The organism is Klebsiella sp. CN_Kp066 (assembly GCF_040065135.1).
GTDB classification, from domain to species: Bacteria; Pseudomonadota; Gammaproteobacteria; order Enterobacterales; family Enterobacteriaceae; genus Klebsiella; species Klebsiella oxytoca.
Window position 1 is genome coordinate 39946 of sequence record NZ_JBEAIU010000054.1, and the last position, 26466, is coordinate 66411.

A 26466-nucleotide genomic window follows, 5' to 3' on the forward strand; every position below is an offset into this window, starting at 1 on the left:
CGCACGGCTGACCGGGGAAAACATCACTGAGCGGAAAAAATATCCGCCAGGCCGCTGCGTCGTTCGGTACGCGCGACAACCGCCTGGGTCAGTACCTGCTCATCGGCATAGATCGACAGCTGCCGTTTCGCGCGAGTTATAGCGGTATAAACCAGCTCGCGGGTCACCAGCGGCACGCTGCGCGAAGGCAGGATCAGCGCCGCGTGATCGAACTCCGACCCCTGCGATTTATGCACCGTCATCGCCCAGGCGGTATCATGCTCCGGCAGACGACTTGGCTGTACCGACTTGATGCTGCCATCAGGCATCGGGAACCAGACGCGCAGGCCACCCCCTCTTTCCAGCGCGATACCGATATCGCCGTTAAACAGCCCCAGCGCGCTGTCGTTGCGCGAGATCATCACCGGCCGACCTTCATACCAGCGCGAATGGCGCGGTAACGTAATCGCCCGCTTGCGGTTGAGCATCTGCTCCAGCTGTTCATTAACTCCACTGACGCCATACGGGCCCTCGCGCAGCGCGCACAACAGCTGGAATTCGCCAAAAGCGGCGATCATCTCTTCGGGCTCTGCCCGAGCGCGCAGCAGTTGCAGGAAGCGGCCGTAGCCCGCCTGCGCCTGATTCAGCATCGCTTCATACTCTTCGGTGGCGCTCAGCGGATACAGAGCGATATCGTCAAATGACTGGCGCAGCGTTGCGCGTACCGCGCTGCGATCGCCGCTGTTCACCGCCCAGGCCAGCTGGCCGATACCGGAATGGCGACCGAAACGGTAGCTTTTCTGCAGCAGGCACAGGCTATCGCGGAGCGAACCGGCCATATTACCCTCGCCTGCCGGAACCGGCTGGCCGGTTAACCGGGCGAGCTGCGTCGCCCGCTCCGGGGTATAGCCTGCATTAACCCACGCGCAGATATCGCCGAGCACGGCCCCGGCCTCGACCGAAGCCAGCTGATCGCGGTCGCCAAGGAAAATCACCCTTCCGTGCTCAGGTAGCGCATCGATCAGGCGCGACATCATCGGCAGGTCAATCATTGAGGCTTCATCGACCACCAGCACATCAAGATGCAGCGGGTTTCCGCTGTGATAGCGCATCCGCTGGCTTCCCGGCTGCGCGCCCAGCAGGCGATGGAGGGTACTGGCTTCGGTGGGCACCAGCGCCTTTTGTTCGTCGGTGAGAGGAAGACGGCGCAGCGCAGCGCCAAGGGACTCGGTCAGGCGCGCCGCGGCTTTACCGGTCGGCGCAGCCAGGCGAATACGGCAGCGCGGGCTGGAGAAGATCTGGATCAGCGCGGCCAGGAGTTTAGCGACGGTCGTGGTTTTACCGGTGCCCGGTCCGCCGGAAATTACCGAAATCCGCCGGGTCAGGGCGACAGCAGCCGCCACTTTTTGCCAGTCAGTTTCCTCTGCGGGCGGAAACAGCGCGTCGAGCGTCGCTGCCAGCCGGGCTTCATCCACCTCCAGCACCTGATTGGCTTCATTGAAAAAGCGCGCGACGGTTAATTCGTTGCGCCACATGCGGTTAAGGTAAAGCCGATCGCCGCAGAGAATCATCGGCGCTGGCCGCTCTCCGCAGCTGACGGCCTCGGAATCATTGAGCAGCGGCAGCCAGCCGTCCGGCGCGCCGGTCAGTTCAAGAATTTGCTCGCTCAGGCCACCTGCTTTAGCCTTCAACAGTTCATCATCGACAAGACGCGAAATCGGCAGGCAGACGTGCCCTTCACCAGCATCGCGACTGAGGATCGCCGCGACCAGCTTCACCGCCGGATGCGCTTCTTGCGCCACCATTAGCGCAAACTGAACGTCCAGCGGGCGCAGCAGTCGCTGCTCAACCGCCTGCAGCAATAGTTCATCCAGGTTCATAGCGCCACCTCCTGAGTTTCTCCAGCAAACAGCGCATCAAGGCCGTCAATCAGCGGTCGCGCCGGACGGGTGGTAAAAATACCCTGCCCGCCGTCCTGTCCATCCATACCGCGTAAAAAGAGATAAATGACGCCGCCAAAGTGGCGTTCGTAATCATAATCGGTAATACGGTGGCGCAAATAACGGTGCAGCGCCAGGCTGTAGAGCTGATACTGCAAATCGTAACGATGGGTGCGCATAGCCTGCATCATCGCTTCCTGGGTATAGGCCTCGCGATCTTTCCCCAGCCAGTTGGATTTGTAATCCAGCAGGTAATATCGGCCGTTATGGCGAAATACCAGGTCAATAAAGCCTTTCAGCATACCGCGCACCTGGCGGAAATCGAGCATGGGGGTATCGACGGAGAGCGGATCGTACTGACGAATCAGCGCATCCAGGCGCAGCGGATCCAGAGGCTGCTCGATGGGCAGATAAAAAGCCATCTCCACCTGTTTATCACGCTCGCTAAGCTGATTCAGCGCGATCTCCGCGCCAGGGAGACGGGTACGCAGCACGCCGTCGAGCCATTCGGTCAGTACTGGGGCCCATTTCTCCTCGAAGCCGCTAAGCTGGAGCTTTTCCGCCATCCAGTCGGCGGGGACCGGCTGGGTGAAATCAATATCTTCAAACAGGCTGTGCAGAAACGTGCCTGGCGATGCTCCGCGCGGGAAGTGGTGCGGCGTAAGCTGCGGTTCTTCCGCCACATCGCCGACGCCTGCGGCATCGATATCCAGACGCGGTAAAAGGTCCTGCGCCGCGCTGTGTCCGTTTTGCTGCAGGCCGGAGTAGCTGGTGACGCGCCAGTCATCGCTCACCGAACGCTCAAGCAGACGCGCGGAGAGCGGCGGCAGCGCCGACTGTGGAGCCTGCCAGGGCGTCTGCGTCGTCGTCGCGGGGAGCTGCAGGGCGATATCCCCGCTGCAAAACGCCTGCAGTCGCGCCGTTAGCCCTGCGGCGTCCATCGCTTCTCCGCCCTGCAGCAGCCGCCCCAGCGCGCTGTGGTGAAAATCGCTGGCGCCGGGCTTGTCGCTGCGGCGGGGGCTAAGCGGCGCAACGCCCAGGCTGCAGTGCCAGACCGCCCGGGTCAGCGCAACGTACAGCAGACGTAAGTCTTCGGCCAAACGTTCGGCCTCAGCCAGCTCCATGCTGCCCTCATCCTGGCCCAGATCGAGCACGGCGGCAAAGGAGGTTCTGTCGTGATAAAACGCCTGATCCTGTTTGCGAAAACGCGCGATAAACGGCAGCCAGACCAGCGGATACTCCAGCCCTTTCGATTTATGGATGGTGACGATCTGCACCAGATGCTTGTCGCTTTCCAGGCGCATCTGCTGGCTGGAGGCGTTGCTATCCGGCTCGGCGATATGCTGCGCCAGCCAGCGCACCAGCGCATGTTCGCTCTCCAGCTGGTTCGCCGCCTCCTGAAGCAGCTCGCTGATATGCAGGATATCGGTCAGGCGCCGCTCGCCGCCGTTGGTTGCGAGAAGGTTTTCTGCAATGCGCCGCGCGGTCATCAGCGCGCGCAGCATCGGCATAACGCCTCGCTGCCGCCAGACTTGCCGGTAGCCGCTAAACTCTTCTACCAGCTCATCCCACGCCCGTTCGTTCTGGTTGAGGTTTTCGATATCCTGCGCGTTAAGACCGAACATTGAGGTCGCCAGCGCGCTGCGCAGGGTATTCTCGCGCTCGGGGGCCAGCACCGCCTGCAGCAGCCAAAGCAGCTCCTGCGCCTCCGGCGTTTCAAACACGCTATCGCGGTTGGAGAGATAGACGGAAGGAATCGACAGCAGCTGGAGGGCATCGCGAATTAACGACGCCTCCTGACGATTGCGCACCAGCACCGTGATGTCTGAAGCCCGCACGGGTTCAGCTTTTTCACCGCGCCACAGCAGCGCCTTGCCCTGCTGGCCCGCGCTTAGCCAGTCACGAATTTGCGCCGCGCACAGCTGGGCCATAAACGTCTGGTAATCCCCTGCGCCCACGGCCTCGCCCGGCATCAGCCAGATATTCATCGCCGGAACCGCCGTATCATCAACGGTAAAGCGCAGCCCCTGATTTTTCTCGGCCGATTTCACCGGCAGGAACGGGATTTCGCGAAACATAAAAGGGTTATCGCTGAGGCTAAACAGGCGATTGACGCTGTCAACCATCCCCGGGGCGGAGCGCCAGTTGGTATCGAGCGTATAGTGAGCGGTGACGTCTCCACGCGCTTTCATGTAGGTAAAGATATCCGCGCCGCGGAAGGCGTAAATAGCCTGTTTAGGGTCGCCAATCAGCAGCAGCGCGGTATCCGCCTGGCGCCGCCAGATGCGGCGAAAGATTCGGTACTGCTGCGGGTCGGTATCCTGAAACTCATCGATCATCGCCACCGGGAAGCGCTGACGAATCGCGCTGGCCAGCGCTTCTCCGCTCTCTCCGCGCAGGGCGTCATCCAGGCGGCTAAGCATATCGTCAAATCCCAGCTCGCCGCGGCGGCGTTTTTCCCGCGCGACCGCCTCGCGGATTTCAACCATCGCCCTGGCGATCACCAGATCGGTCAGGGTTAACGGTGTCGCCAGCAGCGCTTCTATCGAGCTGAACAGCGGGTGTACCGGCGGTGCGCCGTCCGCTTTGGTGCGCTCAAGCAAGAAGGGCTGAGAGAACTTTTCCAGCGCATCCGGCAGCTGGTAGCTCAAAGTCTCTTCCTGGGCCCAGGCGGTCACTTTTTCCAGCCATTTGCCCTGATTGCCGCGATTGAACTTGCGCCGGTCGAGACCGGAGGTTTCCAGTACCGCCTCAATCTCGCTCGCCTGTTCCAGCCACTGCTGTTTGACCGCGTTAATGCGTTCAATAATTTGCTGGTGGCGTTCGGCCAGCGTTTCTTCAGCAGGGGGCGGAGATTTTAGCTGCGGCGCCTCTCCTTGCAGCCAGCGGTCGATGGATTTCAACAGGTCGCGCGGCCCTTTCCACGCCTCGTGGATAACCGCAGCAATTTCGCGCGGCAGCGGGTAGCAGTGGCGACGCCAGAAGTCGGCGCAGGCCTGATAGCGCAGGCGGGATTCATCTTCAATCAGCTGCAGTTCGAACAGCATGCCGGACTCAAAGGCGTTAAGGCTCAGCATCCGCTGGCAGAACCCGTGAATGGTAAATACCGCTGCTTCATCCATCTGGCGTTCGGCCAGCAGCAGCGTTTGCGCCGCCTGGGCTTTATCGGCAATTTCCGCCAGCAGCCCGGCATAAAGAGGATTGTCGGTGCTTTCGCGCAGGCAGGCGATCCGCAGCTCGTGGATATTGCTGCGGATACGTCCGCGCAGCTCTTCGGTCGCCGCTTCGGTAAAGGTCACCACCAGCAGCTCTTCCACGCTGATCTGCCGGGGGAAAGCGGATTCACCACCCAGCCCCAGCAACAGCCGCAGATAGAGCGCGGCGATGGTAAACGTTTTTCCGGTGCCCGCAGAGGCTTCTATCAGGCGCTCGCCCGTCAGGGGCAAGCGCAGTGGGTCAAGAGACTCGGCGGTGTCGGTCATTCATTCTCTCGCATCAGGGGTAACGATTTCTGCAACGCGCTGACGTTCTCCCAGACTTTGCCATCCTGCGGATGCGCGTATTCCGCCTTGCCATTCTGGCTACCGGAAACCTGGGAGAGAATTGCCATGCCCTGCGGATCCACCACCGTCTGATGGAAGAAGTCGGCAAGCTTTTGCGGCGTCAGCAGTTTAATCTGAGCCACTACTTTATCACGTGAATCGAAGCGCATATTACCGCGATCGAAATCTTTGCTCAGCTTCGATGCTTCATCGCCCAGCGTTTGCGGTGCCTCCAGCATCTGACTGATGACCGTCTGCTGAATCTGCGCAAACTCTTCCGGCTTCATCGCCCGCAGTTTGGCTTCCGCCGTGGGGAAGAAGGCCTGGAAGCGCTGCCAGAGGAAAGCCGGCTGCTTATCGTTGCTTTGCAGCAGGAAGCCCATTCCCCACTGGCGGCCCACGTTCATCGAGAAGGCGAAGACCGCGTATCCCAGCTGCTCTTCCGTACGCAGCTGGTTGTAGAACCACGGCTGGACGATCTGCCCGAGAAGCGAGCTGGCAGCTGAGCTGGCGTATTCGTCCAGGTTCGGCGGCGCGAAGACAGCGGCAAGGGCGGAGTCGGTGCTGTTACCCGCTTTCTCAAAAATCGCCAGCTGCTTGCGATCAACCAGTACGTCTTTGTTGCGGCACCATTCGTTGCCGTCCGCCCCCAGCTGTTTTTGGATCTGGCGGGCCATCGCCGTTGACCGTTCGGCGGTAAGGTTACCGATGACCAGCAGCTCCGGTCGCCCTTTCGCCTTGAGGTTATCGCGATACTCCAGCACCTCTTTCAGCGTAATCGACGGCAGCAGCGCCCGGCGATCTTCACGCTGAAAGTACGGCACCTGTGAAACCATCTGAATCGGCATGATCGCCTGATCGTAGGCTTTGCCTTTGTCCGCCGAATCCATCATCTGCGCGTACCAGGATTTGGCCTGCTCCAGCTGCTCTTCGGTTGGCGTATAGCTAAAGTAACCGTCCAGCAGGGCGTTAAACAGCTCTGGCAGATGCTGCGTATAGCCGTTGGCGTTAACCATCAGCCCGTTATTTGCACCGGTAGAGAAGCTGATGCCCCCAACCGCAGCCTGGTTGCTGAGCTGATCGAGCGCGATACCCGCCAGATAATCATTGAGGGCAAACATCACCTGACGGCGGGCGCTGTCCATCGCCTGCGGGTTACGCAGCACCAGCGATATATCCGCTTTTGGTTCGCTGGCGAAGTACTGACTCGGCGCGTAGATCACCCGCAGCGTCGGTTCATCGACAATCAGCTGCGGATGAGGGTAAGCCTTATCGCTTTTGATTAAGCTAAAATCGTCCGGAATATAGGGGTTCAGCACCGGCAGCCTGAGATCGATAGCACTGGATTTCTGCTGCCAGTCGGCGAAGGTTTGCTCGCTGATTTTATCCACCTGATAGGGCGCATTGACGAAGTAGGCCGTCTTATTATGCGGTTCTTGCGGGCTGATGTACCAGATACGGGCATTTTGCGGCGTCATCATCGCCAGACGGTCTTTGATCGCCTGCGGATCGTAGCGATCGGCGATGTTAACTACGTCCAGGGTATGTTCGACCGGCACGCGGATCATGGTGTCCGCCAGCCATTCGACGTAATCCATATTGCGGTTGATGGACGGGTAGCGGAAGTCGAGCGCCAGCACGTGGGCCAGTTCATCAAAATAGCGTTTATCAATTCCCTGGCTACGCAGCAGATTGAGGTAGCTGAAGATGGCCGCGGTCACTTCATCGCGGTGCGCCAGGCCTTTGTCCGTCAGAGTAGCAGAAATAGCCAGCACCCCGCTGTTGCCGTTGACAACCGGGTCGGAGTCCGCGCGAATACCCTCAGCCAGCCCCTGCTTTTGCAGCCAGTCTGAGAGCGTGCCGGGACTGCGATTACCGATCATATAGGTCACCAGCTCGTCGGTTTTGCTGCGGAACTGGTCGCTATTGTTATCAATGCGGAACTCCACGCGCAGGACTTTACGCGGCATCGCCGGGACATAGTGAATGATGATGCCCTTCTGCGCATCGGTCACCACCGGGACGGTTATTTCCGGTTTGCTGATATCGTGGTTCGGCACGCGGCCGTAGGTGGCCGCCGCGATACTTGCCAGCTCCGGCAGAGGCTTGTTGCTGTAGATTACCGCCTTCATCAGGTTGGCGGAATACCAGCTATCGCGAAAGGCGTGCAGGGCATCAAGCACCGGCTTGCCGGGCTTGTCGCTCAGAGTCTCAAGGTTACCGCCGGAAAACTGCGAGCCGGGGTGCGCCGGGTTAATGGTTTCCGCGCTGACCTGCGCCATCCGCATCCCGTCCCGGCTGCGCGCCATCGTCAGCTCGGCGTTGACCGCATTACGCTCGCGGTCGGCATATTTTTTATCCAGCAGCGGCGCGGCGATGGCGTCGGCCAGGCGATCGACCGCGCCGTCCAGAGCATCGTTTTCTACTTCAAGATAGAAGGCGGTGCGGTACGGGGCGGTACTGGCGTTATGGCTGCCGCCGTGCATTTTGAGATATTCGGCGAGGCTATCCGGCTGCGGGTACTTTTTCGACCCCATCAGCGTCATATGCTCCAGGAAGTGGGCCAGTCCCTGATGCTCAGCGGGGTCCTGCAGCGACCCCACGGGAACGACCAGCGCCGACAGCGATTTTACCGCCTGGGGATCGGAAACCAGCAATACCACCATGCCGTTATCGAGGCGGATCGCCTGATATTGACGGGTATCTTTGTCGCTTTTACGGATGGTTTCCTGAATCGGTTGCCATCCGGTGTCTGCCTGACTTAACGGCGCCCAGAGGGCGGCCAGTAAAACAATAACCTTGAACCATAAACTGCGGGGCATTCACGGACCTCATCATTAACAAACCTGGCGCTGCACGCTATGCAGCCTTTATAAAACATCAGTCCGTGATTGGTTGCGCATCATAAATGAAGTGCCATCTATTGCGCAATTTTTATACTATTACAATGTTATTCGGACTGATGAAAACGAAACACCGGTAGCAAATAACGCTGCGTTTGCGTAAGGATCTCTTCATAGTATTCCGGCTCCAGGGTGCGCCACAGGCGCTGATACCAGACGTCGGCACCTTCGCCTCTGACCACCATGTTCCCTTCATAAGCCTGAAGAAATTTACTGCGCGCTTTTTGCTGCGTCTCTTCGTCCATTAACATGACATTCTTTTCGGCGTCATAACAGACTTTTAGCCATGCGCCGCCGCTTTCCGGCAGCAACAGCAGCGGTTTTGACATTCCCTGCAGGTAACCGTCAACGAGCTCATTCAGGTATTCCTGGGCCTGTTCCTGCGCCAGCGGGGGAAAGCGCCACTCGCCTTCTTTGCGCACAAACAGCCGACTTTCGCCGCGACCGCCGCTAGCACAATAGACAAGATGCTCCAGCCAAAGTTGCATTCCCTGCGCCACGCTTAATAACGATGGCCGCCAGCGCAGCAAACCGTCGGATTGTACCTGCTGTAGCCAGCCAGTAATGTTGACTCCGTTACATTGCAAATCGATTTCCATGCTCTGCCCCGGTTGACGGCAGGCTATTACCCGCTCTGCCAGGTTCTGCATCTCCTGACGCTGCGTTTCCCAGGCCAGTTCGCCGAATGCGCCATAGGGTAGCTCCCCGGCGGCACGAAAACGGCGATACATTGCCGAGGCGTCCTGCTGTTCAATCAGCGTATTAAGCAACTGCTGGTTCAACTGATAGCGGCTCAGCCCTTCGAGGGTAAAAGGTTCATCGTCAGGGATCTCGCTCTCTTCCGAGCGGAAATTCACCCGCAGCCGCTGCTGAAAGAAGGCGCGTACCGGATGCTGCCAGAAGCGCAGCAGCTGTTCCAGAGGCAGGTGATCGAGTTCAGGGACCGGTAGCGGCTGGATAAACTCACCGTGGGCTTCCCCCTGCTGGCTGGCAGCCGCCAGCCATTCCCGGGCATAGCTTTGATCTTCGTTCGCCAGAAAATTCGCGGCATCAAAAGGCATGCGGGTATGCAGATGAGTAATATGTTCTTTAACGCGACGCTCGCTGGCATCGCAATCCAGATCTTCGTCTCCTTCCAGGCAGTGGCTCTGACCGATATAGTCCGCCAGCTCCTGAACCAGAACCGAGGGATAGCGTTCGCTGTTATCCTGAATAGAACGGCCGATATAGCTGATATAGAGCTTCTGCTCGGCGGACATCAGGGCTTCAAGGAACAGATAGCGGTCGTCATCGCGACGGCTACGGTCGCCGCGCTGCGGCTTCTGACTCATCAGGTCAAAGCCCAGCGGCGCAAGCGTGCGCGGATAAACACCGTCGTTCATCCCCAGCAGGCAGACCACCTTGAAAGGAATCGAACGCATCGGCATCAGGGTGCAAATATTAACCGGCCCGGCGAGAAAGCGCTGGCTGATACGCTGCTGATCGAGGCGCAGGGACAGCTCATCGCGCAGCAATGAGAGCGGTACCGTTTCGCCATACTGGGCGTCGACGCCGCCGTCAATCACCGCCTGCCACTGCTGTTCTATCAGCGCGAGGGCGGCTTCCGTTTCGCTATCCGGGAGGAAAAAGTCGTTCAGCAGATCGCGGCATACCGGTAGCCACTCGGCCAGTGGCCGCTCCTGGGCCAGCCCGCGACGCCAGAGATTAAGCTGCATCAGCAGCGATGCCAGGTTGCCCACCAGCTCGGCAATCAGCCCGCTCGACTCATCATAAGGCAGCACCGAGCGCCACTCACCCTCGCTGCTGTCCATGGCATAGCCCAATAACATGCGCGTCAGGCCAAAGCGCCAGGTATGCTGGCCGGTTGCCGGGAGGTCGAGTTCACGCACGTTGTCATCATCCATCCCCCAGCGTACGCCCGATTCGTTCACCCACTGTCGCAGGTAGCGCAGCCCCTCTTCGTCAATGTTAAAGCGCGCCGCCAGCACCGGCACGTCAAGCAGCGCCAGCACATCTTCGCTGGCAAAGCGGCTATCGGGCAGCGAAAGGAGCGTGAGAAAGGCCTGCAGTGCCGGATGCGATTCACGGGCGCGTCGATCGGAAATCGCCCACGGCAGCCAGCGTTCGCCGCTGGCGCTGCCGAAAACTGCCTGAATATACGGGCTATAGCTATCGATATCCGCCACCATGACGATAATATCGCGCGGCGTGAGCTCGGGATTCTCTTCGAGCATCGCCAGCAGCCGATCGTGCAACACCTCAACTTCTCGCTGTGGGCTATGACAAACATGAATCGTCAGGCTGCGATCGTCCGCTGCCAATGGCCGCTTGCTGCCGCTATTGGCAAACTCTTCGGCGCTGCGCCCGGCCACGGCTTCATTGCGCAGTTCGAGAATGTCCGCCTGAAGATTATGCAGCAGGTTATCCGGCACAATATCGACAAAAGCGTCCAGCTCTTCATAGCGTTCAAGACCCGCCAGCAGGTAGATATAGTCGCGCCCCAGCTTACCCCAGGAGGCCAGTAGCGGGTTGCCGACATCCTGCTCACCGGCGTCGTTGAACAGCCCCGGCGCCTGTTCCGCATCGCGGAACAGTGGCAGCTCTCGCGCCGTTTCGCGGTGGTGGCGCCGCTGGCGGGACAGCAGTTTGGCCAGAAATGCCGGATCTTTGATGTCGCCCCAGTAGTAGCGGCACGGGTTAGTGAAGAGGACATATACATCAACATGTTTACCCAGCGCCTGGAGCGCCTGCAGATACACCGGCGGCAGCGCCGATATTCCGCAAATAAAGACCCGTGATGGCAGCCCGGCGGGCGGCTGTTCGGCGTCTTCAAGCGCGCTGATAAAACGTTGGTACAAGTTGGCGCGATGCCACAGCGGCTGGCCCAGCTCGGCGGTATATTCCACCAGCGCTTTCCACAGCGGCGCCTGCCACTCCTGCGCCTCTCCCAGACCGTCAACGCGCTGGTCAGCCTCCCAGCGCATCAGCCACTCCGGGCGATAAACCAGATACTGGTCGTAGAGATCCGCCACTCTGGCGGCCAGCTGAAACAGTTTACGCTTGTCGCTATCGTCATGCAGGTAGTGGCGCAGTAGCGTAAAAGATTCATCATTAAGCCGCTCGGGTAACAGAGTCATAAGTTTCCAGCTCATGCTTTGCTTGCTGAACGCGCTTTCTCCGGGGATATCTTTCAGCACCCGCACGAACATGTCCCAGATAAAACTGGCGGGTAGCGGGAACTCAATGTTGGCCGCAATCCCGAAGCGCTTCGCCAGCGTCATCTGCAGCCACTGCGCCATCCCGGTACTCTGTACCAGCACCATTTCCGGCATAAAAGGGTCATCCAGCCGCTGGCGCTCGACGATAAACTCCATCAAGGCTTCAAGCACATCCAGACGGTTTGAGTGGTACACCCTTAACATATTCGCTCCTGGCTACTGACTGACCGGGCAATGGAGCCGGGTCATCTGCGCCCGCCTGGCTGCGGGCATCGTGATCGTTACCGTGATGCTGACACATCTTTGCATCGATGTCTGCATACGGGATATCTGGTGGCCCCCGGCAATCGCCGGAGGGCTAAGCTGACCAAATCGCCACGCATCGCGCCACAGCTGACGGTACTGGGTGAGCTGCATAGAACTGCTGGCCAGCCCGCGCTGATAGCCCGCCAACGCAGTGACGGTGACGATCAGCAAGACTAAAGCCAGGAGCGTTTCCGGCAGGCTAAACCCTCTCTGCCGGCTCAGGGCATCTGGCATAGGCTCGTCTCCTTTAACGGGCAAAAATCGCTCCAGCCGTGTGGTGAAAAATGGACGCGGTTTTGTTCCACAGCGCCCGACTGCCACAGCAGCATTCTGCCACCGCCGCTGCTGCCAATGAGCAATACCGAGGCGTCGCTAAAGATCCTCAGACAGGCGCGCCAGTCGAGTGCAGCCTTCTGCTGGCAGCTAACCGCCTCTTGCAACGGCCAGGTCAGCGTTTTTCCCCACTGCAGCGCGGAATGCGCATCAGCAGCGTCGCGAAGCGCCCGCGTTTCGCTGGCCGTCTGCGCTAACAGCGAACGCTGCTGCTGGTGCAGCCCCTGGAGTAACAGTGTGCCAAGCGCTAAAAGCAGTAGCACCATCAGCAGCGAAGAGAGCCCGCGCTGGCGATTCACAGGTTATACCCCGTTACGCCATATTCCGCTCGCGCGCGGATTTGCGGGTCGGCAACGGAATGCGCCGCCAGCGTTATCGACAACTCAGGCGAAAAATCCGTCTTATTCTGCCGGGTAACCTGAAAAACGGTGACCTGAATCGCCGCTGGATTGGTCATTTTCTCCCAGCCCTTGCCGCTACACTCCTCCGCCCCTCTCAGGGTTTCCAGCGCCCCGTCGCGCAGGCGAAATCCGGTAGTATCAGATTCTGATGACGGAGAGCGATTCCAGACGCCATCGCTGTTGCCATCCCAACGAACAAGCAGGCAATCGCCGCTCTCTGCGATATACAGCGGTTGCCCGCTACAGCGGCCACGGCAATAACCTGCGCGCTGCAGATGCTTCGCTACGGTGTAGATTCGCTGCCATAGTTCATTTTCCAGCGCCTGCTGCCGGGTCTGGCGAAGCGCGGCCCACTGCAGCGCCGGGAGAAAACGCGCGCTGCCGAGCAATAGCACGGAGCTAATAGCCATCGCGATCAGCGTTTCCGGCAGCGAAAAACCGCGACGTTTTACAGACATGATGCCGTCTCCTCGCCGCGGCACAGGCGGATTCGCCCCCAGTTAGAAACGATAATATTCCAGCCGCCCGCCGCGCTTTGCAGGCGGATATGTCCCGCCCAGGCGGTATTTCGCAGGCCGTAAAATCCTAGCCCCGGCGTCATCGCGCTGAGCGAAACCTCCGGCCATAGCGGCTGCAGCGTGAAAGCGTTGCTGACGCTACAGTCGTTCGTCGCTCCGCTGACGCTCAGGCACCAGCCCTCCGCGCTTCGGTCGACGCTTAATACCCTGTCGCGGTTGTGCCAGTTGGCGTCATCGCGTAGCAGCACCAGATAATCGCGAACCTGGCAGGCGGTTTGCCACAGACGCTGCTGATGTTGCCAGCTCTGCCAGCCATAAAGTCCGCTGGCGCCAAGAATGACGACGACGACCATGGTGACCAGGGTTTCAATCAGGGTATAGCCATGTTCTCTGTTCATGGCCCGAGTATGCGTAGCATTGAGGCTTTATACGAACGAGAAAATGGCGCTTTGCGTCGCGCCTCGGAGAGTATTCAAGGCGTTGCAACGGATTACAAAAGTACAGGAAATCTGCTCGCAAAAAATCCGTACGACCAGCGGCTTACAGCCGCGGCTCGGCCGGGCTGGCGCATAAAAAAACCGGCGCTCGCAGGCGCCGGTTTTCATCATGACTTCGGGGTTAAATCGCGACCGGCGCTTTAATCCCCGGATGCGGATCGTACCCTTCGATTTCGAAGTCTTCAAAGCGGTAGTCGAAAATCGACGCTGGCTTGCGTTTGATCACCAGCTTCGGCAGCGCCCGCGGTTCGCGGCTTAGCTGCAGGTGCGTCTGCTCCATGTGGTTGCTGTACAGGTGCGTGTCGCCGCCGGTCCAGACAAAATCGCCCACTTCGAGGTCGCACTGCTGGGCTACCATATGCACCAGCAGCGCGTAGCTGGCGATATTGAACGGCAGGCCGAGGAACACGTCGCAAGAGCGCTGATAGAGCTGGCAGGAGAGCTTGCCGTCGGCGACATAGAACTGGAAGAACGCATGGCACGGCGCCAGCGCCATTTTGTTCAGTTCGCCGACGTTCCAGGCCGAGACGATAATCCGACGAGAGTCCGGATCGTTTTTCAGCTGTTCCATCACCGTGCTAATCTGGTCGATGTGACGGCCGTCCGGCGCGGGCCAGGAACGCCACTGCTTGCCATAAACCGGACCCAGGTCGCCGTTTTCATCCGCCCATTCATCCCAGATAGTGACGTTGTTTTCGTGCAGATACGCGACGTTGGTGTCACCCTTCAGGAACCACAGCAGTTCATGGATGATGGAGCGTAAATGACAGCGCTTGGTCGTCACCAACGGGAATCCTTCCTGCAGGTTAAAACGCATCTGGTGGCCGAAAATAGAGACGGTGCCGGTACCGGTGCGGTCATTTTTTTGCGTGCCCTCGTCGAGCACTTTCTGCATCAAATCAAGATACTGTTTCATGGTTCCTCAAGAATTTTGTTGCTGCGGACGAGAACGGTACGCCCAGACCATCATTATGATACCCGCAAGCACCATCGGAATCGAAAGAATCTGCCCCATGCTGATGTACTGTACCCAGCCGCCGGTAAACTGCGCATCAGGCTGGCGGAAGAATTCCACGATGATGCGGAACAAGCCATAGCCGATAAGGAACAGCCCGGAAACCGAACCGGCCGGACGCGGCTTACGGATAAAGAGGTTCAGGATCAGGAACAGCACCACGCCTTCCAGCGCCAGTTCATAGAGCTGCGAAGCATGACGCGGCAGCGCGCCGTAGGTATCGAACAGCGATTGCCACTCCGGATGCGATGGCAGCAGCGCCAGATCTTCCGCCCGAGAGCCGGGGAAAATCATGCTGTAGTGGAAGTTCGGATCGACGCGCCCCCACAGTTCACCGTTGATAAAGTTACCCAGACGCCCGGCGCCGAGGCCAAACGGAATCAGCGGCGCAATGAAGTCAGAAACCTGGAAGAAGGTACGCTTGGTGCGTTTGGCGAAAATGATCATCACCAGAATCACGCCGATCAGGCCGCCGTGGAAGGACATACCGCCGTCCCAGACGCGGAACAGATAGATCGGATCGTCGAGGAACACCGGCAGGTTGTAGAAGAAGACATAGCCAAGACGCCCGCCGAGGAAAACCCCAAGGAATCCGGCGTACAGCAGGTTTTCAACTTCGTTTTTTGTCCAACCGCTGCCTGGACGATTGGCCCGACGGGTGGCCAACCACATCGCAAAAACAAACCCAACCAGGTACATCAGGCCGTACCAGTGGAGGGAGACCGGTCCAATGGAAAAAATTACCGGATCAAACTCCGGAAAATGCAGGTAGCCACTATTCATCTGTCACCATAAAGACTTGTTATTCCGCCGAAAGTGGACAGCGGGGATCGTTCACGCGCGTCAGAAACGGGCGCTCCAAAGGCTGCGAATGATAGCATAAGCGCCAGGGGCGATCCCCGTTGGACATGTAAAAGATATGTATACGAATGCGAATTCGCGGCTGAGCATTCCCGGAGGCGGCGCGCTGCGCCTGTCCGGGCTACCCAACCCTCAGGCCGCTCGAACCTCGTCAGCGTTGTCCCGGGTCACGGCTAACGCCTTACCCGGGCTACAAATTCTTGAACCGTAGCCCGCGCTAACGGCCGCCGCGAATCAGGCCGCCGAGTCCTCGTCGTTCCATAAATGCCGCGACCTGATGGCGCACTTCGGCGGTCATCTGCGCTTCCAGGCTTCGCTGTGAAAGCTCCTGAGCTTCATTGATATCGATGCGCCGCAGCAGGTACTTCACTCTCGCCACCGAACGGCCGTTCATCGACAGATGACGATAACCCATGCCAATCAGGATCGTCACGCACATCGGATCGCCCGCCATTTCTCCGCACAGGCGCAGATCGATACCAAAACGCTCGGCGTCGCGGGCGATCATCGCCAGCGCCCGCAGAACCCCAGGATGCAGGCTGTCATACATACTGGCGACCCGGGTATTATTGCGATCCACCGCCAGAATGTACTGGGTCAGATCGTTGGTGCCGACGGAAATAAAATCGACGCGGTTCGCCAGCTGCGGCAGCATAAAGACCATCGACGGCACTTCCAGCATCACGCCAAGACGCGGGCGGGGAATGGCGTAGCCGATCATCTCTTCCACTTCGCGGCTGGCGCGATCGATCAGGCGACGAGCCTCATCCACTTCATCGAGGCTGGTAACCATCGGCAGCAGGATGCTGAGGTTTCCGGTCGCCGCGTTGGCACGCAGCATCGCGCGGACCTGAACCAGAAAGATCTCCGGCTGATCGAGCGTGATCCGAATCCCACGCCAGCCAAGGCACGGGTTCTCTTCGCTGATCGGCATGTACGGCAGCTGTTTGTCCGCGCCGATGTCCAGCGTGCGCAGCGTCACCGATTTATCGTTGAACATCTGCAGCATGCCCTGATATTGGGCAACCTGCTCCTCTTCAGAGGGGAAGCCGCTTTGCAGCATAAAGGGGATTTCGGTACGGTAAAGTCCAATCCCGTCGACGAAGTTGCCGAGCTTTTCTTCATGCTCGGGGCTCAGGCCCGCGTTGAGCATCACTTTTACCCGCTCGCCGCTTTTCAGTTCCGAAGCGCGTTCAAGATCGTCCTCAGCCAGGCGGCTAAGCTCGTTTTCTTCGCTGATCAGGCGCTGATACTCTTGCAGCAGCACCGGCTCCGGGTCGACCAGCAGCTCGCCGCGATAGCCATCGACAATCAGCGTATGGCCGTGCAGCAACGAAGGCTGGATATCCGCCCCCATCACCGTCGGAATGCCCAACGCGCGGACCATAATCGCGGCATGGGAGTTCGCCGCGCCATCGCGCACCACCACGCCGGCTAAACGATCCTGAGGAACCTCCGCTAAGGTGGTGGCCGACAGTTCATCCGCCACCAGCACGATGCGCTCCGGCCAGGTATTTGGCCCCTGAATACTGTCGTCGAGATGGAAAAGCAGCCGCTGGCCCAGCGTGCGCAGATCGCCCGCGCGCTCTTTCAGATAGCCATCGCTGAGCGCGGCAAACTGTTCGGCGAATTTCTCGATGATCTTTTTCACCGCCCATTCGGCCACCGCGCCTTTATCCACTTCGGCAAACAGCTCGCGGCGCAGGCGCGCGTCAGAGAGCAGGTGCGAATAGAGGTCAAAAATGGCCGCCGTCTCTTTCTGCGCGCCGGCAGAGTAGCGTTTGCTGTAGCGGCGAAACTCATTCGCCGCCTCTTCCAGCGCGCCGGTCAGCCGCTCGCGCTCGGAAGCGGTATCGAGGGTTGAGGCTTCATAAACCTGCTCCATCAGCGGCAGGCTGACGTCCATCCAGCCTTCGGCAATTGCTACGCCGGACGATGCGGGCAGCGCGCGGATGCGGGTCTGACGATACTGACCAAATAGCGCGTTTAGCTGGGACTGGGAGAGAATGCCGGCGATTTGCGTGGCCAGCGTGACAAGAAAAGACTCTTCGCTTTCGTCAAACTGGCGCAGCTCGCGCTGCTGTACCACCAGCACGCCGAGCAGCTGACGCCGCTGGATAATCGGCACCCCGAGGAAAGCGCGAAAGCGGCCCTCTTTTACGGCAGGAATATATTTAAAGCTGGGGTGCTTTTGCGCGTCGGCGAGGTTGATGGGTTCCGCCAGGCGGCCGACCAGGCCGACCAGGCCTTCATCAAAAGCAAGCGCAACGATGCGCCCGCGGGGCTTTTTCAACCCGCGCGTCGCCATCAGGTAATAACAGCGTCGGTCATGATCAGCCAGATAAACCGAACAAACTTCCGTCTCCATCGCAGCGCAGATATCGGTTACCAGGATATCCAGCGCCTCGTTTAAACGTGGCGCACTCGCGACCTTCTCGACTATTTCTCGCAACCGAGTGAGCATAATGTGCGTGGCTTAACCTCTTTTACGTCGATATGCAGGCGCGCTTTGCGGCTTAGGCGTGTTTTCCGCCAGCGCCATTGTGACGCTGGCAAACTCTTTCATCACCCTGCGGTATACGTCGCGCTTAAACGACACCACCTGACGCACCGGGTACCAGTAGCTTACCCATCGCCAGCCATCAAACTCAGGTGTACTGCTGGTTTGCATATTGACATCTGCATCACTGCCTATCAATTGCAGGAGAAACCACTTCTGTTTCTGGCCGATACATACCGGCTTTGTGTCCCAACGCACCAAACGTTTAGGCAATTTGTAACGCAACCAGTTACGGGTTGAAGCGAGGATCCGCACATCTTTGCGGCTAAGCCCGACTTCTTCGAACAATTCCCGATACATCGCCTGCTCTGCTGATTCTCCTGGATTTATGCCCCCTTGCGGGAACTGCCACGAGTGCTGACCATAGCGCCTGGCCCACATAACCTGGCCCTGGCGATTACAGATTACAATACCGACATTTGGGCGGTAGCCATCGTCATCAATCACCGGACTACCTCAAAATAAGCTTCAATGTGAATGATTGTTTCACACTCGCTGGAAACGGTAAACCACTCTGTGAGGGCGATGAGATCGAATAACATTTGAATAACTCACAGTAATACCCGGAGTTATAAACAGCGAAAGCCGTACCCGGACGATTTTATTCACTTTTTCTGTGGATAGAGTTGTGAAGAAGTACGGAATTAACCAGGGAAAACCCGGAATCATCCGAACGGCGTAGTCATAACCCTCGATAATAATGACCTAATTTTCATTAAGTTAGCATGATGAAATTTCATAATCCACTGCATAACGTGACGATCATCACATAAGCGATCCCGGAACTGATGAAAGATCGAGCAATGTTGGTTTTATCCACAGATTACGCAAGCGCTCTGGGCATATTTTGTCTAAAAACTCGATTTTCCTCTCACGTCAAGGCTGTAAATGGAAACAGTAGTGGGGCTTTTCCCCAGTTATCCCATTTTTCTGTGGATAACATGGTGTAAGATCCTGTTCATTGTCGGTGACCAGTTCTGGAAAACCCGGTTTTACAAATTTCATCGCGGCAAAAAATCGCAAAAAAAGCTATATGAATCATCAAATTGTCATACTTACCCAAGAAAAGGTAAACTCTATCCACAACGGATGAAATTACCGCTCATTTTTTAGCCAGAGGTTTTACGTTATGTCGACCATCGCGCCGCTGTTATCCCCCCCGCAAAGCCAGGCGCAGCTGCTGGCCCAGGCGCAGCAGCTGGCAGGCTATTCGCTGGGAGAGCTGGCGATGCTTGCCGGAATTCCCATTCCGCGCGATTTAAAACGTGATAAAGGCTGGATCGGTATTCTGCTGGAAATATGGCTGGGGGCGAGCGCAGGCAGCAAGCCAGAGCAGGATTTCGCCGCCCTCGGCGTTGAGCTGAAAACAATTCCCATCGATGCTTTTGGCCGGCCGCTGGAAACCACCTTCGTCTGCGTCGCGCCGCTAACCGGCAACAGCGGCGTTACCTGGGAGAGCAGCCACGTTCGTCACAAGCTTAAGCGCGTGCTGTGGGTACCGGTAGAGGGCGATCGTGCGATCCCTTTAGCCGACCGCCGCGTTGGGGCTCCGCTGCTGTGGAGCCCCAGCGAAGAAGAAGAGCGACAGCTACGTATGGATTGGGAAGAGCTGATGGACCTGATCGTCCTTGGCCAGGTCGAACGTATCACCGCTCGCCACGGCGAAGTTCTGCAGCTGCGCCCGAAAGCGGCCAACAGCAAAGCGCTGACCGAGGCCGTAGGCGCCCGCGGCGAACCGATCCTCACCTTACCGCGCGGTTTCTATCTGAAGAAAAATTTTACCGCCGCCCTGCTCGCCCGCCATTTTCTTCTTTACCCTAAATAAATCGGCTTGCTTCACGGCGGTCATTAAACGCCTGCCGAAGCGTAGAAACCTTACGCGACCTGGGTCAGCGCAATCGGCTAACAATAAGGGAAACCGAAGCTGAACGGCCTGGATGATGATTAATTTTTTGTTCTGCCATGACGGTTGCATATAATTGCTTCTTTCTATTTTGCAGGACTTTGAACGATGTTATTTGCATGGGTAACCGATCCTAACGCCTGGCTGGCGCTTGGTACGCTGACGCTGCTGGAGATAGTGCTCGGGATCGATAATATTATTTTCCTCTCTCTGGTGGTCGCTAAGCTGCCCACGGCGCAACGGGCACATGCCCGCCGCATTGGGCTGATGGGCGCGATGATCATGCGTCTGGCGCTGCTGGCGTCAATCGCATGGGTCGTCAAGCTCACTAACCCTCTCTTTACCGTATTAGGTCAGGAGATCTCTTTTCGCGATCTGATCCTGCTGCTCGGCGGGCTGTTTCTGATCTGGAAAGCGAGTAAAGAGATCCACGAATCCATCGAAGGCGAAGAAGAAGGGCTGAAAACCAACGTCCATTCATTTATGGGCGCTATCGTGCAGATTATGCTGCTGGATATTATTTTCAGCCTCGATTCGGTCATTACCGCCGTTGGGCTGTCGGATCATCTGTTTATAATGATGGCGGCAGTAGTTATCGCGGTGCTGGTGATGATGGTTGCCGCCCGCTCGATAGGCGATTTTGTCGATCGCCACCCTTCGGTAAAAATGCTGGCGCTGTCGTTTTTGATCCTTGTCGGCTTTACGCTGATGCTCGAAAGTTTCGACGTGCACGTGCCGAAAGGTTACATCTATTTCGCCATGTTCTTCTCGATTGCGGTTGAGAGCCTCAACCTGCTGCGAAATAAAAAAAATCCGCTGTAGAGCGCTAAAATGCAGCCCTGAAACGGGCTGCAATCTTTTTTTAAGACTTAACTGCTTTTTATGTCTCACAAATCAGGCTATTAATATACTGGTACGAGGTGCGGCTATAATAGGGGTGATAACGATGAAAAAATGGGCAGTATTGATTTCCGCCGTAGGACTGGCGTTCTCGGTTTCAGGTTGCAGCAGCGATTACGTCATGGCAACCAAAGATGGTCGCATGATTCTGACTGACGGCAAACCCGCTATAGACGACGATACCGGCCTTATCAGCTACGAAGATCAGCAGGGTAATAAAATGCAGATCAATCGTGATGACGTTTCGCAGATTATTAAACGTTAAGACTCGCCGCTACGCAGCGATGGCTCCTTTATCGCTCGCCTGAGCAGGTTTCAATATTCTTCAGCATTAAAATAAAAGTCGGGATACACCTGATCTGTCCGTGAGGATTCGTCAGGCCTGATTCCGCCAGCCCGGCTTTTTTGATTTTTTTACTTCCCCTTTTTCTTCCCCTCTGCCATTTTTATATTCCTTTGTCGGGGAACGCCTGACCTTGTTGATAAAAAAAGGAAGCCGGCTATGCAGTATCACCGTATCCCACACAGTTCTCTTGAAATCAGCACGCTGGGGCTGGGCACAATGACGTTTGGTGAGCAGAATAGCGAGGCAGACGCCCATGAGCAGCTCGATTACGCCGTGAGCCAGGGCATAAACCTGATCGATGTCGCTGAAATGTATCCCGTCCCGCCGCGCCCGGAAACCCAGGGTCTGACGGAAACCTACGTCGGCAACTGGCTGGCGAAGCGCGGTAACCGCGAGAAGCTGGTTATCGCCTCTAAAGTCAGCGGCCCTGCCCGCAATAACGACAGCAGCATCCGTCCTGACCACAAACTGGATCGTAAAAATATCCGCGAGGCGCTTCACGACAGCCTGAAGCGCCTGCAGACCGATTATCTCGATCTCTATCAGGTACACTGGCCGCAGCGCCCAACCAACTGTTTCGGCAAACTGGGCTACACCTGGGCCGATTCCGCGCCGGTCGTCACTCTCCTGGATACGCTGGATGCTCTGGCTGAATTCCAGCGTGCCGGCAAAATTCGCTATATCGGCGTTTCCAACGAAACAGCATTTGGCGTCATGCGTTACCTTCATCTTGCGGATAAACACGACCTGCCGCGCATTGTGACGATCCAGAACCCGTACAGCCTGGTGAACCGCAGCTATGAAGTGGGCCTGGCGGAAGTTAGCCAGTATGAAGGCGTTGAACTGCTGGCCTATTCCTGCCTCGCGTTCGGTACGCTGACCGGGAAGTACCTCAATGGCGCAAAACCGGCCGGCGCGCGCAATACGCTGTTCAGCCGTTTTACGCGCTATAGCGGCGAGCAAACGCAAAAAGCGGTGGCGGCCTATGTCGATATCGCGAAGCGGCATAACCTTGACCCGGCACAAATGGCGCTGGCCTTCGTGCGTCGTCAGCCGTTTGTCGCCAGTACCCTGCTGGGCGCGACGACCATGGAACAGCTGAAAACCAACGTCGAAAGCCTCCATCTGGAGCTGAGCGCAGAGGTGTTAGCGGAGATTGAAGCGGTGCATCAGGTCTATACCTACCCGGCGCCGTAAGAGCGTAAAGTCCCGGTCGCGGCGTGAACGCCTTGTCCGGGCGACAAAATGGCGCAACCATACAGGCCTCTTTCCCGGAGGCGATGCTAAGCATCTTTTCGGGCTACAAGTTCTAAAAGCTCCCGGATTGCGGCTGACGCCTTATCCGGGCTACAACATCGCCGCAGGCACGGAACGGCAGCCTGGCTAAACGCTGCGCATGCGGGGGGATATTCCCGGATTGCGGCTGACGCCTTATCCGGGCTACAGCGTCACCGCATAGGCGGAACGGTAGCCTGGCTAAGCGCAGCGCGAGCCGGGGATGTTATTTGCGCCGTCCCCAGATCCACAGGGCGGTAATTGCCAGCGCGAACACTACGCCAAAACCCATCCCCACGCCGACCACCGGAATGCCGATGCTCACCGCCAGCGAATAGAGCCCCAGCATCAGCAGCATCGCCACGTTTTCGCCCAGGTTCTGCACCGCGATAGCGTTGCCCGCGCCGACCGTATGCTTGCCGCGCTCCTGGAGCAGCGCATTGAGCGGCACGATAAAGAAGCCGCCAAACGCGCCGAGCAGCAGCAGCAGAGCAAACGCCGGCAGCAGCGCCTGCTGAATGGCGAAAAAGATGACCGCCACGCCAATTAATATCCCGGCAGGCATACAGCGCGACACCGTTTCCAACGTCACCAGCTTCGCCGCCGCGCCAGCTCCCAGCACGATCCCCACCGCCACCATCGCGTTAAGGTAGGTCGGCATCGCGTTGCTGGTAATGCCCAGCGCTACCGGGACCCACAGCACCAGCAGAAAGCGCAGCGTCACGCCCGCTCCCCAGAACAAGCTGGTGCCGACTAATGAAAAGCGGGTTTCGCCGTTGCGCCATAGGGTCGTACAGGCGCTGAAAAAGCTGTGGGTCATCGGCCTGAAGCGCCAGGATTGCCCCGGACGCGCCGCGGGCAACTTCGGGATCCACAGGTTGGCAACGACCGCCCCGGCGTACACCACCGCGCAGACGCTGAGCGCCGCCACAACGTGCCAGTCGGCGAGAATACCGCCCGCCATCGAGCCGAGCAGGATCGCCGCAATGGTGGATGACTCCATCAGGCCATTCGCTTTCACTAACTTATCGCCGGTGGTCAGCTCGCCAAGGATGCCGTATTTAGCCGGAGAATAAGCGGCGGCGCCGATACCGACCAGGGTATAGCCGAGAAACGGATTCACGCCGAAGCAGATGCAGCCCGCGCCGATAAGCTTCAGGCCGTTGGCTACCATCATCACTCGTCCCTTAGCGAAGCTATCGGCAAATTGCCCGACAAACGGCGCAAAAAGAATGTAAGCGCCCACAAACAACATCTGTAATACCGGCTGGCTCCACTCCGGGTAGGACAGCTGCTTCATCAGCGCCAGGGTAGCGAACAGCAGCGCGTTGTCGCCGAATGCTGAGAGAAACTGGGCGCAGATAACCGCTATCATTCCTTTCGAGTACAGCGAATTGTTAGTGTGTACTGACTCACTCATCCGAATCTTCCGTCCGATCAACCATACTTTTAAGAGTGACAAAGTCCGGCTTGCCGCTGCCCAATACCGGGAGCTGTTTCAGCCAGCGAATGTCGCGCGGTACCGCCAGCTCCGGTACGCCGTGTTCGCGGGCATAGCGCAGCAGTTTTTCACGATTCAGTTCATTATCGGTGGTAAACAGCACCAGCGCCTCGCCTTTGCTGGCGTCCTGTTTAATCGCCGTGGCGTGCATTTTGTCCGGCGAAACCGCCAGCGCCACCTGCTCGACCATCTCCAGCGACACCATCTCGCCGGCGATTTTGGCAAAGCGCTTCGCGCGGCCCTGTATCCGCACGTAGCCCTGCTCGTCAAAGCTGACGATATCTCCGGTGTCGTACCAGCCGTTTTCCACTTCTCCGTGCTGATTCTCCGCCGCGGGCGCTTCCAGTACGCCCGGATTTTCCACCCACAGATAGCCGTTCATGATGTTCGGCCCTTTAAGCTGCAGCCGGCCTCCCTCTTCAATTCCGGGCATCGCCAACAAACGCGCATCCATTCCAGGCAGAATTCGGCCAACGGTGCCCACTTTTGTCGCCATCGGCACGTTAATCGACACCACCGGCGCGCATTCGGTGACGCCGTAGCCTTCAAGAATGCGCAGACCAAACTTGTCCTGCCAGATCTGCTTCGTGCTCTCCTGCAGCTTCTCTGCGCCGGCGACAACGTAACGCAGGCGATAGAAATCATAGGGATTCGCAAAGCGGGCGTAGTTGCCGAGGAAGGTGGAGGTGCCGAACAGCACGGTACAGTTACGGTCATATACCAGTTCCGGCACCACGCGGTAGTGTAACGGGCTGGGATAGAGGAAGACTTCCGCGCCGGTAAACAGCGGGGTCAGCAGGCCGACCGTCAGGCCAAAGGAGTGGAACAGCGGCAGCGCCGACATAAAGCGGTCGTTAGCGGTAAAGTCGGCAATTGTTTTAATCTGTTCGACGTTGGCCAGCAGGCTCTTGTGGCTATGTACCACTCCTTTCGGATTGCCTTCCGAGCCGGAGGTAAACAGGATCATCGCCGCATCTTCCGGCTCCTGCTTCACCTGCGCCAGCTTCGGCATCAGCAGATGGCCAAAAATCCACAGCTTATCGGCGGCGGTAACGTCGCCTTTTAAATCTTCGAGAAACACCCAGCGCACCTGAGTCAACTGCTCGGGCAGGTGCCAGAGCTTGCCTTTATCGAGAAAGGTGCGTGAGGTAAAGATGGTTTTGATTTCCGCCGCGGTAATGGCGCTGCTCAGGCCTTTCACTCCGGCGGTATAGTTCATCATCGCCGGGATCCGTCCACGGGCGATCGCGCCGAAAATCACCGCCGCGCTAATTCCCGCATTCGGCAGCATCAGGCCGATTTTTTCGCCCTGAGCGCTGTATTTTTCCAGAATACGCGCCACGAACAGGGTTTTGGTCAGCAGCTTGCGGTAGGTGTCCGGCTGAAAGTTGATATCTTCCACGCAGTTTTTACGCGCGCCGAAGCGGTCCTGGGCCGCCAGCAGAGACTCGTACAGCGTTTCGCGCGGGCGCACCGCCATCCGCGCCTCCATCATGATCTGATGCAGCATCTCACCGGCAATTTTTCGCCGGTCGCGGGCGCGCGGCGCCTCGGGCATCGGCAAATGAGTCGGCGGCAGCAGGTGCAGCTGAATGCGCGGGAACAGGCGGCGTCTGACCAGCCCCTTCAGACGGCTAAAATGGGTTAATTCGGCGCCTTCGATTCTCAACGGCACTATGGTTGCCTGCGACTTCGCCGCCACAAAGGCCGCGCCGTCGTAAATCTTCATCAGCGAACCGCTCACCGAAATGCGCCCTTCCGGAAAAATCACCACCGGGCGCCCCTGCTCAATGAGGCGTACCAGATGCTTTATCGACATCGGTTTGGTGGGATCCAGCGGGACAAAATCAATCAGCGGCTTTAGCGCGCGCATAAACCAGCGCTCGCTAATCGAGGAATAGACCGCAAAGACCGGGCGCACCGGCAGGAAAAGCGCCAGCAGAACGCCGTCAATAAAAGAGACATGGTTTGGGGTGATCAGTACCTTTTGCTGGTACAGCGCCTGCGTGTCACCGGTAAGCCTTACCCGATACAATCCTTTGAATAGCAGTCTAAAAAATCCCAAAAGCATAACAACTCCGTTTGACCGGTTAATCAGTCAAAGCAGGTTACACGAGAAGCGGCGGGAAATGCAGTGTGGGGAGCGGAATTCAGGACAAAAAAAACCTGCGCATCCGCGCAGGTCGGTGCAAGATAATCAGTACGAAGAGCGTACGTAAAAAACTCACCAATCAATACCTCTGGGATCCTGATTGTCTCGTTTTTTCCTCCGCCGGTGCCAGCCATAAAACGCAAGGGAATAAGCCTAAGTGCAACCAGTTATTGCTATTTTCGCTAACTGTAACAACGGCAGCGGCAGGCAAAAAAAAACCTGCGCATCTGCGCAGGCTGGTGTAATTAGAGTGGTCAACCTGAAGTCGACTCCACCTATCAATACCTCTGGGATAGCCAGAGTATCAATGCACTGA

General features: G+C 57.9%; 18 protein-coding genes and 1 pseudogene. 5 read left to right on the top strand and 14 right to left on the bottom strand.

Features of this window, described 5'->3' with window-relative positions:
• Positions 1-23 precede the first annotated feature (23 nt).
• The 12 genes from recD to rppH all read right to left on the bottom strand — a co-directional run bounded on the left by recD (position 24) and on the right by rppH (position 18520).
• Positions 24-1859 carry an exodeoxyribonuclease V subunit alpha gene (gene recD, locus ABLV75_RS21730; protein WP_004105230.1) on the bottom strand — a complete coding sequence of 612 codons (1836 nt, stop codon included), beginning with the start codon at positions 1857-1859 and terminating at the stop codon, positions 24-26.
• Entirely contained in the window at positions 1856-5401 is a 3546-nt protein-coding gene (gene recB, locus ABLV75_RS21735; protein ID WP_004105232.1) for an exodeoxyribonuclease V subunit beta, read from the bottom strand. The genes recD and recB overlap by 4 nt, the downstream gene beginning before the upstream one ends.
• Positions 5398-8283, bottom strand: a complete 2886-nt coding sequence (gene ptrA, locus ABLV75_RS21740) for a pitrilysin (RefSeq protein WP_004105234.1) — start codon at positions 8281-8283, stop codon at positions 5398-5400. The genes recB and ptrA overlap by 4 nt, the downstream gene beginning before the upstream one ends.
• Positions 8284-8411: 128 nt before the next feature.
• Positions 8412-11786, bottom strand: coding sequence for an exodeoxyribonuclease V subunit gamma (recC, locus tag ABLV75_RS21745; RefSeq protein WP_004105236.1), 3375 nt, complete (start codon positions 11784-11786; stop codon positions 8412-8414).
• Positions 11787-11798: 12 nt separating this feature from the next.
• Positions 11799-12122: a prepilin-type N-terminal cleavage/methylation domain-containing protein gene (locus ABLV75_RS21750; RefSeq protein WP_004105238.1), complete on the bottom strand. Its 324-nt coding sequence runs from the start codon at positions 12120-12122 to the stop codon at positions 11799-11801.
• Positions 12107-12520 carry a DUF2509 family protein gene (locus ABLV75_RS21755; RefSeq protein ID WP_004105239.1) on the bottom strand — a complete coding sequence of 138 codons (414 nt, stop codon included), beginning with the start codon at positions 12518-12520 and terminating at the stop codon, positions 12107-12109. Before ABLV75_RS21755 ends, ABLV75_RS21750 begins: the two co-directional genes overlap by 16 nt.
• Positions 12517-13080, bottom strand: coding sequence for a prepilin peptidase-dependent protein (locus ABLV75_RS21760; protein WP_004105241.1), 564 nt, complete (start codon positions 13078-13080; stop codon positions 12517-12519). The genes ABLV75_RS21755 and ABLV75_RS21760 overlap by 4 nt, the downstream gene beginning before the upstream one ends.
• Positions 13071-13538 (bottom strand): prepilin peptidase-dependent protein, encoded by a 468-nt coding sequence (locus ABLV75_RS21765; protein WP_004105242.1) that lies wholly within the window; start codon positions 13536-13538, stop codon positions 13071-13073. Before ABLV75_RS21765 ends, ABLV75_RS21760 begins: the two co-directional genes overlap by 10 nt.
• Positions 13539-13758: 220 nt before the next feature.
• Complete coding sequence (gene thyA / locus ABLV75_RS21770; protein ID WP_004105244.1) at positions 13759-14553, bottom strand: thymidylate synthase; 795 nt, start codon at positions 14551-14553, stop codon at positions 13759-13761.
• Between the two features lie 6 nt (positions 14554-14559).
• Entirely contained in the window at positions 14560-15435 is an 876-nt protein-coding gene (gene lgt / locus ABLV75_RS21775) for a prolipoprotein diacylglyceryl transferase (protein ID WP_004105246.1), read from the bottom strand.
• A gap of 295 nt (positions 15436-15730) precedes the next feature.
• Positions 15731-17977 carry a phosphoenolpyruvate--protein phosphotransferase gene (ptsP, locus tag ABLV75_RS21780; RefSeq protein WP_004105247.1) on the bottom strand — a complete coding sequence of 749 codons (2247 nt, stop codon included), beginning with the start codon at positions 17975-17977 and terminating at the stop codon, positions 15731-15733.
• A 12-nt stretch (positions 17978-17989) separates the two neighbouring features.
• The gene (rppH, locus tag ABLV75_RS21785; RefSeq protein ID WP_004105248.1) at positions 17990-18520 is read right to left on the bottom strand and encodes an RNA pyrophosphohydrolase; all 531 of its coding nucleotides are present in this window, start codon (positions 18518-18520) and stop codon (positions 17990-17992) included.
• Between the two features lie 453 nt (positions 18521-18973).
• Here rppH and ABLV75_RS21790 point away from each other — a divergent pair.
• From ABLV75_RS21790 to ABLV75_RS21810, 5 genes and pseudogenes are all read left to right on the top strand, one after another.
• Positions 18974-19081 (top strand): annotated as a pseudogene (locus ABLV75_RS21790) (hypothetical protein); the annotation flags it as partial.
• Positions 19082-19202: 121 nt separating this feature from the next.
• Positions 19203-19898 (top strand): DNA mismatch repair endonuclease MutH, encoded by a 696-nt coding sequence (mutH, locus tag ABLV75_RS21795; RefSeq protein WP_004105252.1) that lies wholly within the window; start codon positions 19203-19205, stop codon positions 19896-19898.
• A gap of 186 nt (positions 19899-20084) precedes the next feature.
• Positions 20085-20798: a TerC family protein gene (locus ABLV75_RS21800; RefSeq protein ID WP_004105253.1), complete on the top strand. Its 714-nt coding sequence runs from the start codon at positions 20085-20087 to the stop codon at positions 20796-20798.
• Between the two features lie 124 nt (positions 20799-20922).
• Complete coding sequence (locus ABLV75_RS21805; protein ID WP_004105255.1) at positions 20923-21141, top strand: YgdI/YgdR family lipoprotein; 219 nt, start codon at positions 20923-20925, stop codon at positions 21139-21141.
• Between the two features lie 237 nt (positions 21142-21378).
• Positions 21379-22419, top strand: a complete 1041-nt coding sequence (locus tag ABLV75_RS21810) for an NADP(H)-dependent aldo-keto reductase (protein ID WP_004105257.1) — start codon at positions 21379-21381, stop codon at positions 22417-22419.
• A gap of 304 nt (positions 22420-22723) precedes the next feature.
• On the opposite strand, the gene lplT is transcribed toward ABLV75_RS21810, so the two are convergent.
• Positions 22724-23917 (bottom strand): lysophospholipid transporter LplT, encoded by a 1194-nt coding sequence (gene lplT / locus ABLV75_RS21815; protein WP_004105260.1) that lies wholly within the window; start codon positions 23915-23917, stop codon positions 22724-22726.
• Positions 23910-26069: a bifunctional acyl-ACP--phospholipid O-acyltransferase/long-chain-fatty-acid--ACP ligase gene (aas, locus tag ABLV75_RS21820; RefSeq protein WP_004105262.1), complete on the bottom strand. Its 2160-nt coding sequence runs from the start codon at positions 26067-26069 to the stop codon at positions 23910-23912. Before aas ends, lplT begins: the two co-directional genes overlap by 8 nt.
• Positions 26070-26466: the final 397 nt, after the last annotated feature.

What these genes read in the sequence shown, in the direction of transcription:
- ptsP (WP_004105247.1), bottom strand. Translation starts at nt 17,977, where the DNA reads ATGCTCACTCGGTTGCGAGAAATAGTCGAGAAGGTCGCGAGTGCGCCA.
- ABLV75_RS21765 (WP_004105242.1), bottom strand. Translation starts at nt 13,538, where the DNA reads ATGAACAGAGAACATGGCTATACCCTGATTGAAACCCTGGTCACCATG.
- ptrA (WP_004105234.1), bottom strand. Translation starts at nt 8,283, where the DNA reads ATGCCCCGCAGTTTATGGTTCAAGGTTATTGTTTTACTGGCCGCCCTC.
- lplT (WP_004105260.1), bottom strand. Translation starts at nt 23,917, where the DNA reads ATGAGTGAGTCAGTACACACTAACAATTCGCTGTACTCGAAAGGAATG.
- aas (WP_004105262.1), bottom strand. Translation starts at nt 26,069, where the DNA reads ATGCTTTTGGGATTTTTTAGACTGCTATTCAAAGGATTGTATCGGGTA.
- thyA (WP_004105244.1), bottom strand. Translation starts at nt 14,553, where the DNA reads ATGAAACAGTATCTTGATTTGATGCAGAAAGTGCTCGACGAGGGCACG.
- recC (WP_004105236.1), bottom strand. Translation starts at nt 11,786, where the DNA reads ATGTTAAGGGTGTACCACTCAAACCGTCTGGATGTGCTTGAAGCCTTG.
- ABLV75_RS21805 (WP_004105255.1), top strand. Translation starts at nt 20,923, where the DNA reads ATGAAAAAATGGGCAGTATTGATTTCCGCCGTAGGACTGGCGTTCTCG.
- ABLV75_RS21750 (WP_004105238.1), bottom strand. Translation starts at nt 12,122, where the DNA reads ATGCCAGATGCCCTGAGCCGGCAGAGAGGGTTTAGCCTGCCGGAAACG.
- ABLV75_RS21810 (WP_004105257.1), top strand. Translation starts at nt 21,379, where the DNA reads ATGCAGTATCACCGTATCCCACACAGTTCTCTTGAAATCAGCACGCTG.
- recD (WP_004105230.1), bottom strand. Translation starts at nt 1,859, where the DNA reads ATGAACCTGGATGAACTATTGCTGCAGGCGGTTGAGCAGCGACTGCTG.
- lgt (WP_004105246.1), bottom strand. Translation starts at nt 15,435, where the DNA reads ATGAATAGTGGCTACCTGCATTTTCCGGAGTTTGATCCGGTAATTTTT.
- mutH (WP_004105252.1), top strand. Translation starts at nt 19,203, where the DNA reads ATGTCGACCATCGCGCCGCTGTTATCCCCCCCGCAAAGCCAGGCGCAG.
- recB (WP_004105232.1), bottom strand. Translation starts at nt 5,401, where the DNA reads ATGACCGACACCGCCGAGTCTCTTGACCCACTGCGCTTGCCCCTGACG.
- ABLV75_RS21760 (WP_004105241.1), bottom strand. Translation starts at nt 13,080, where the DNA reads ATGTCTGTAAAACGTCGCGGTTTTTCGCTGCCGGAAACGCTGATCGCG.
- ABLV75_RS21800 (WP_004105253.1), top strand. Translation starts at nt 20,085, where the DNA reads ATGTTATTTGCATGGGTAACCGATCCTAACGCCTGGCTGGCGCTTGGT.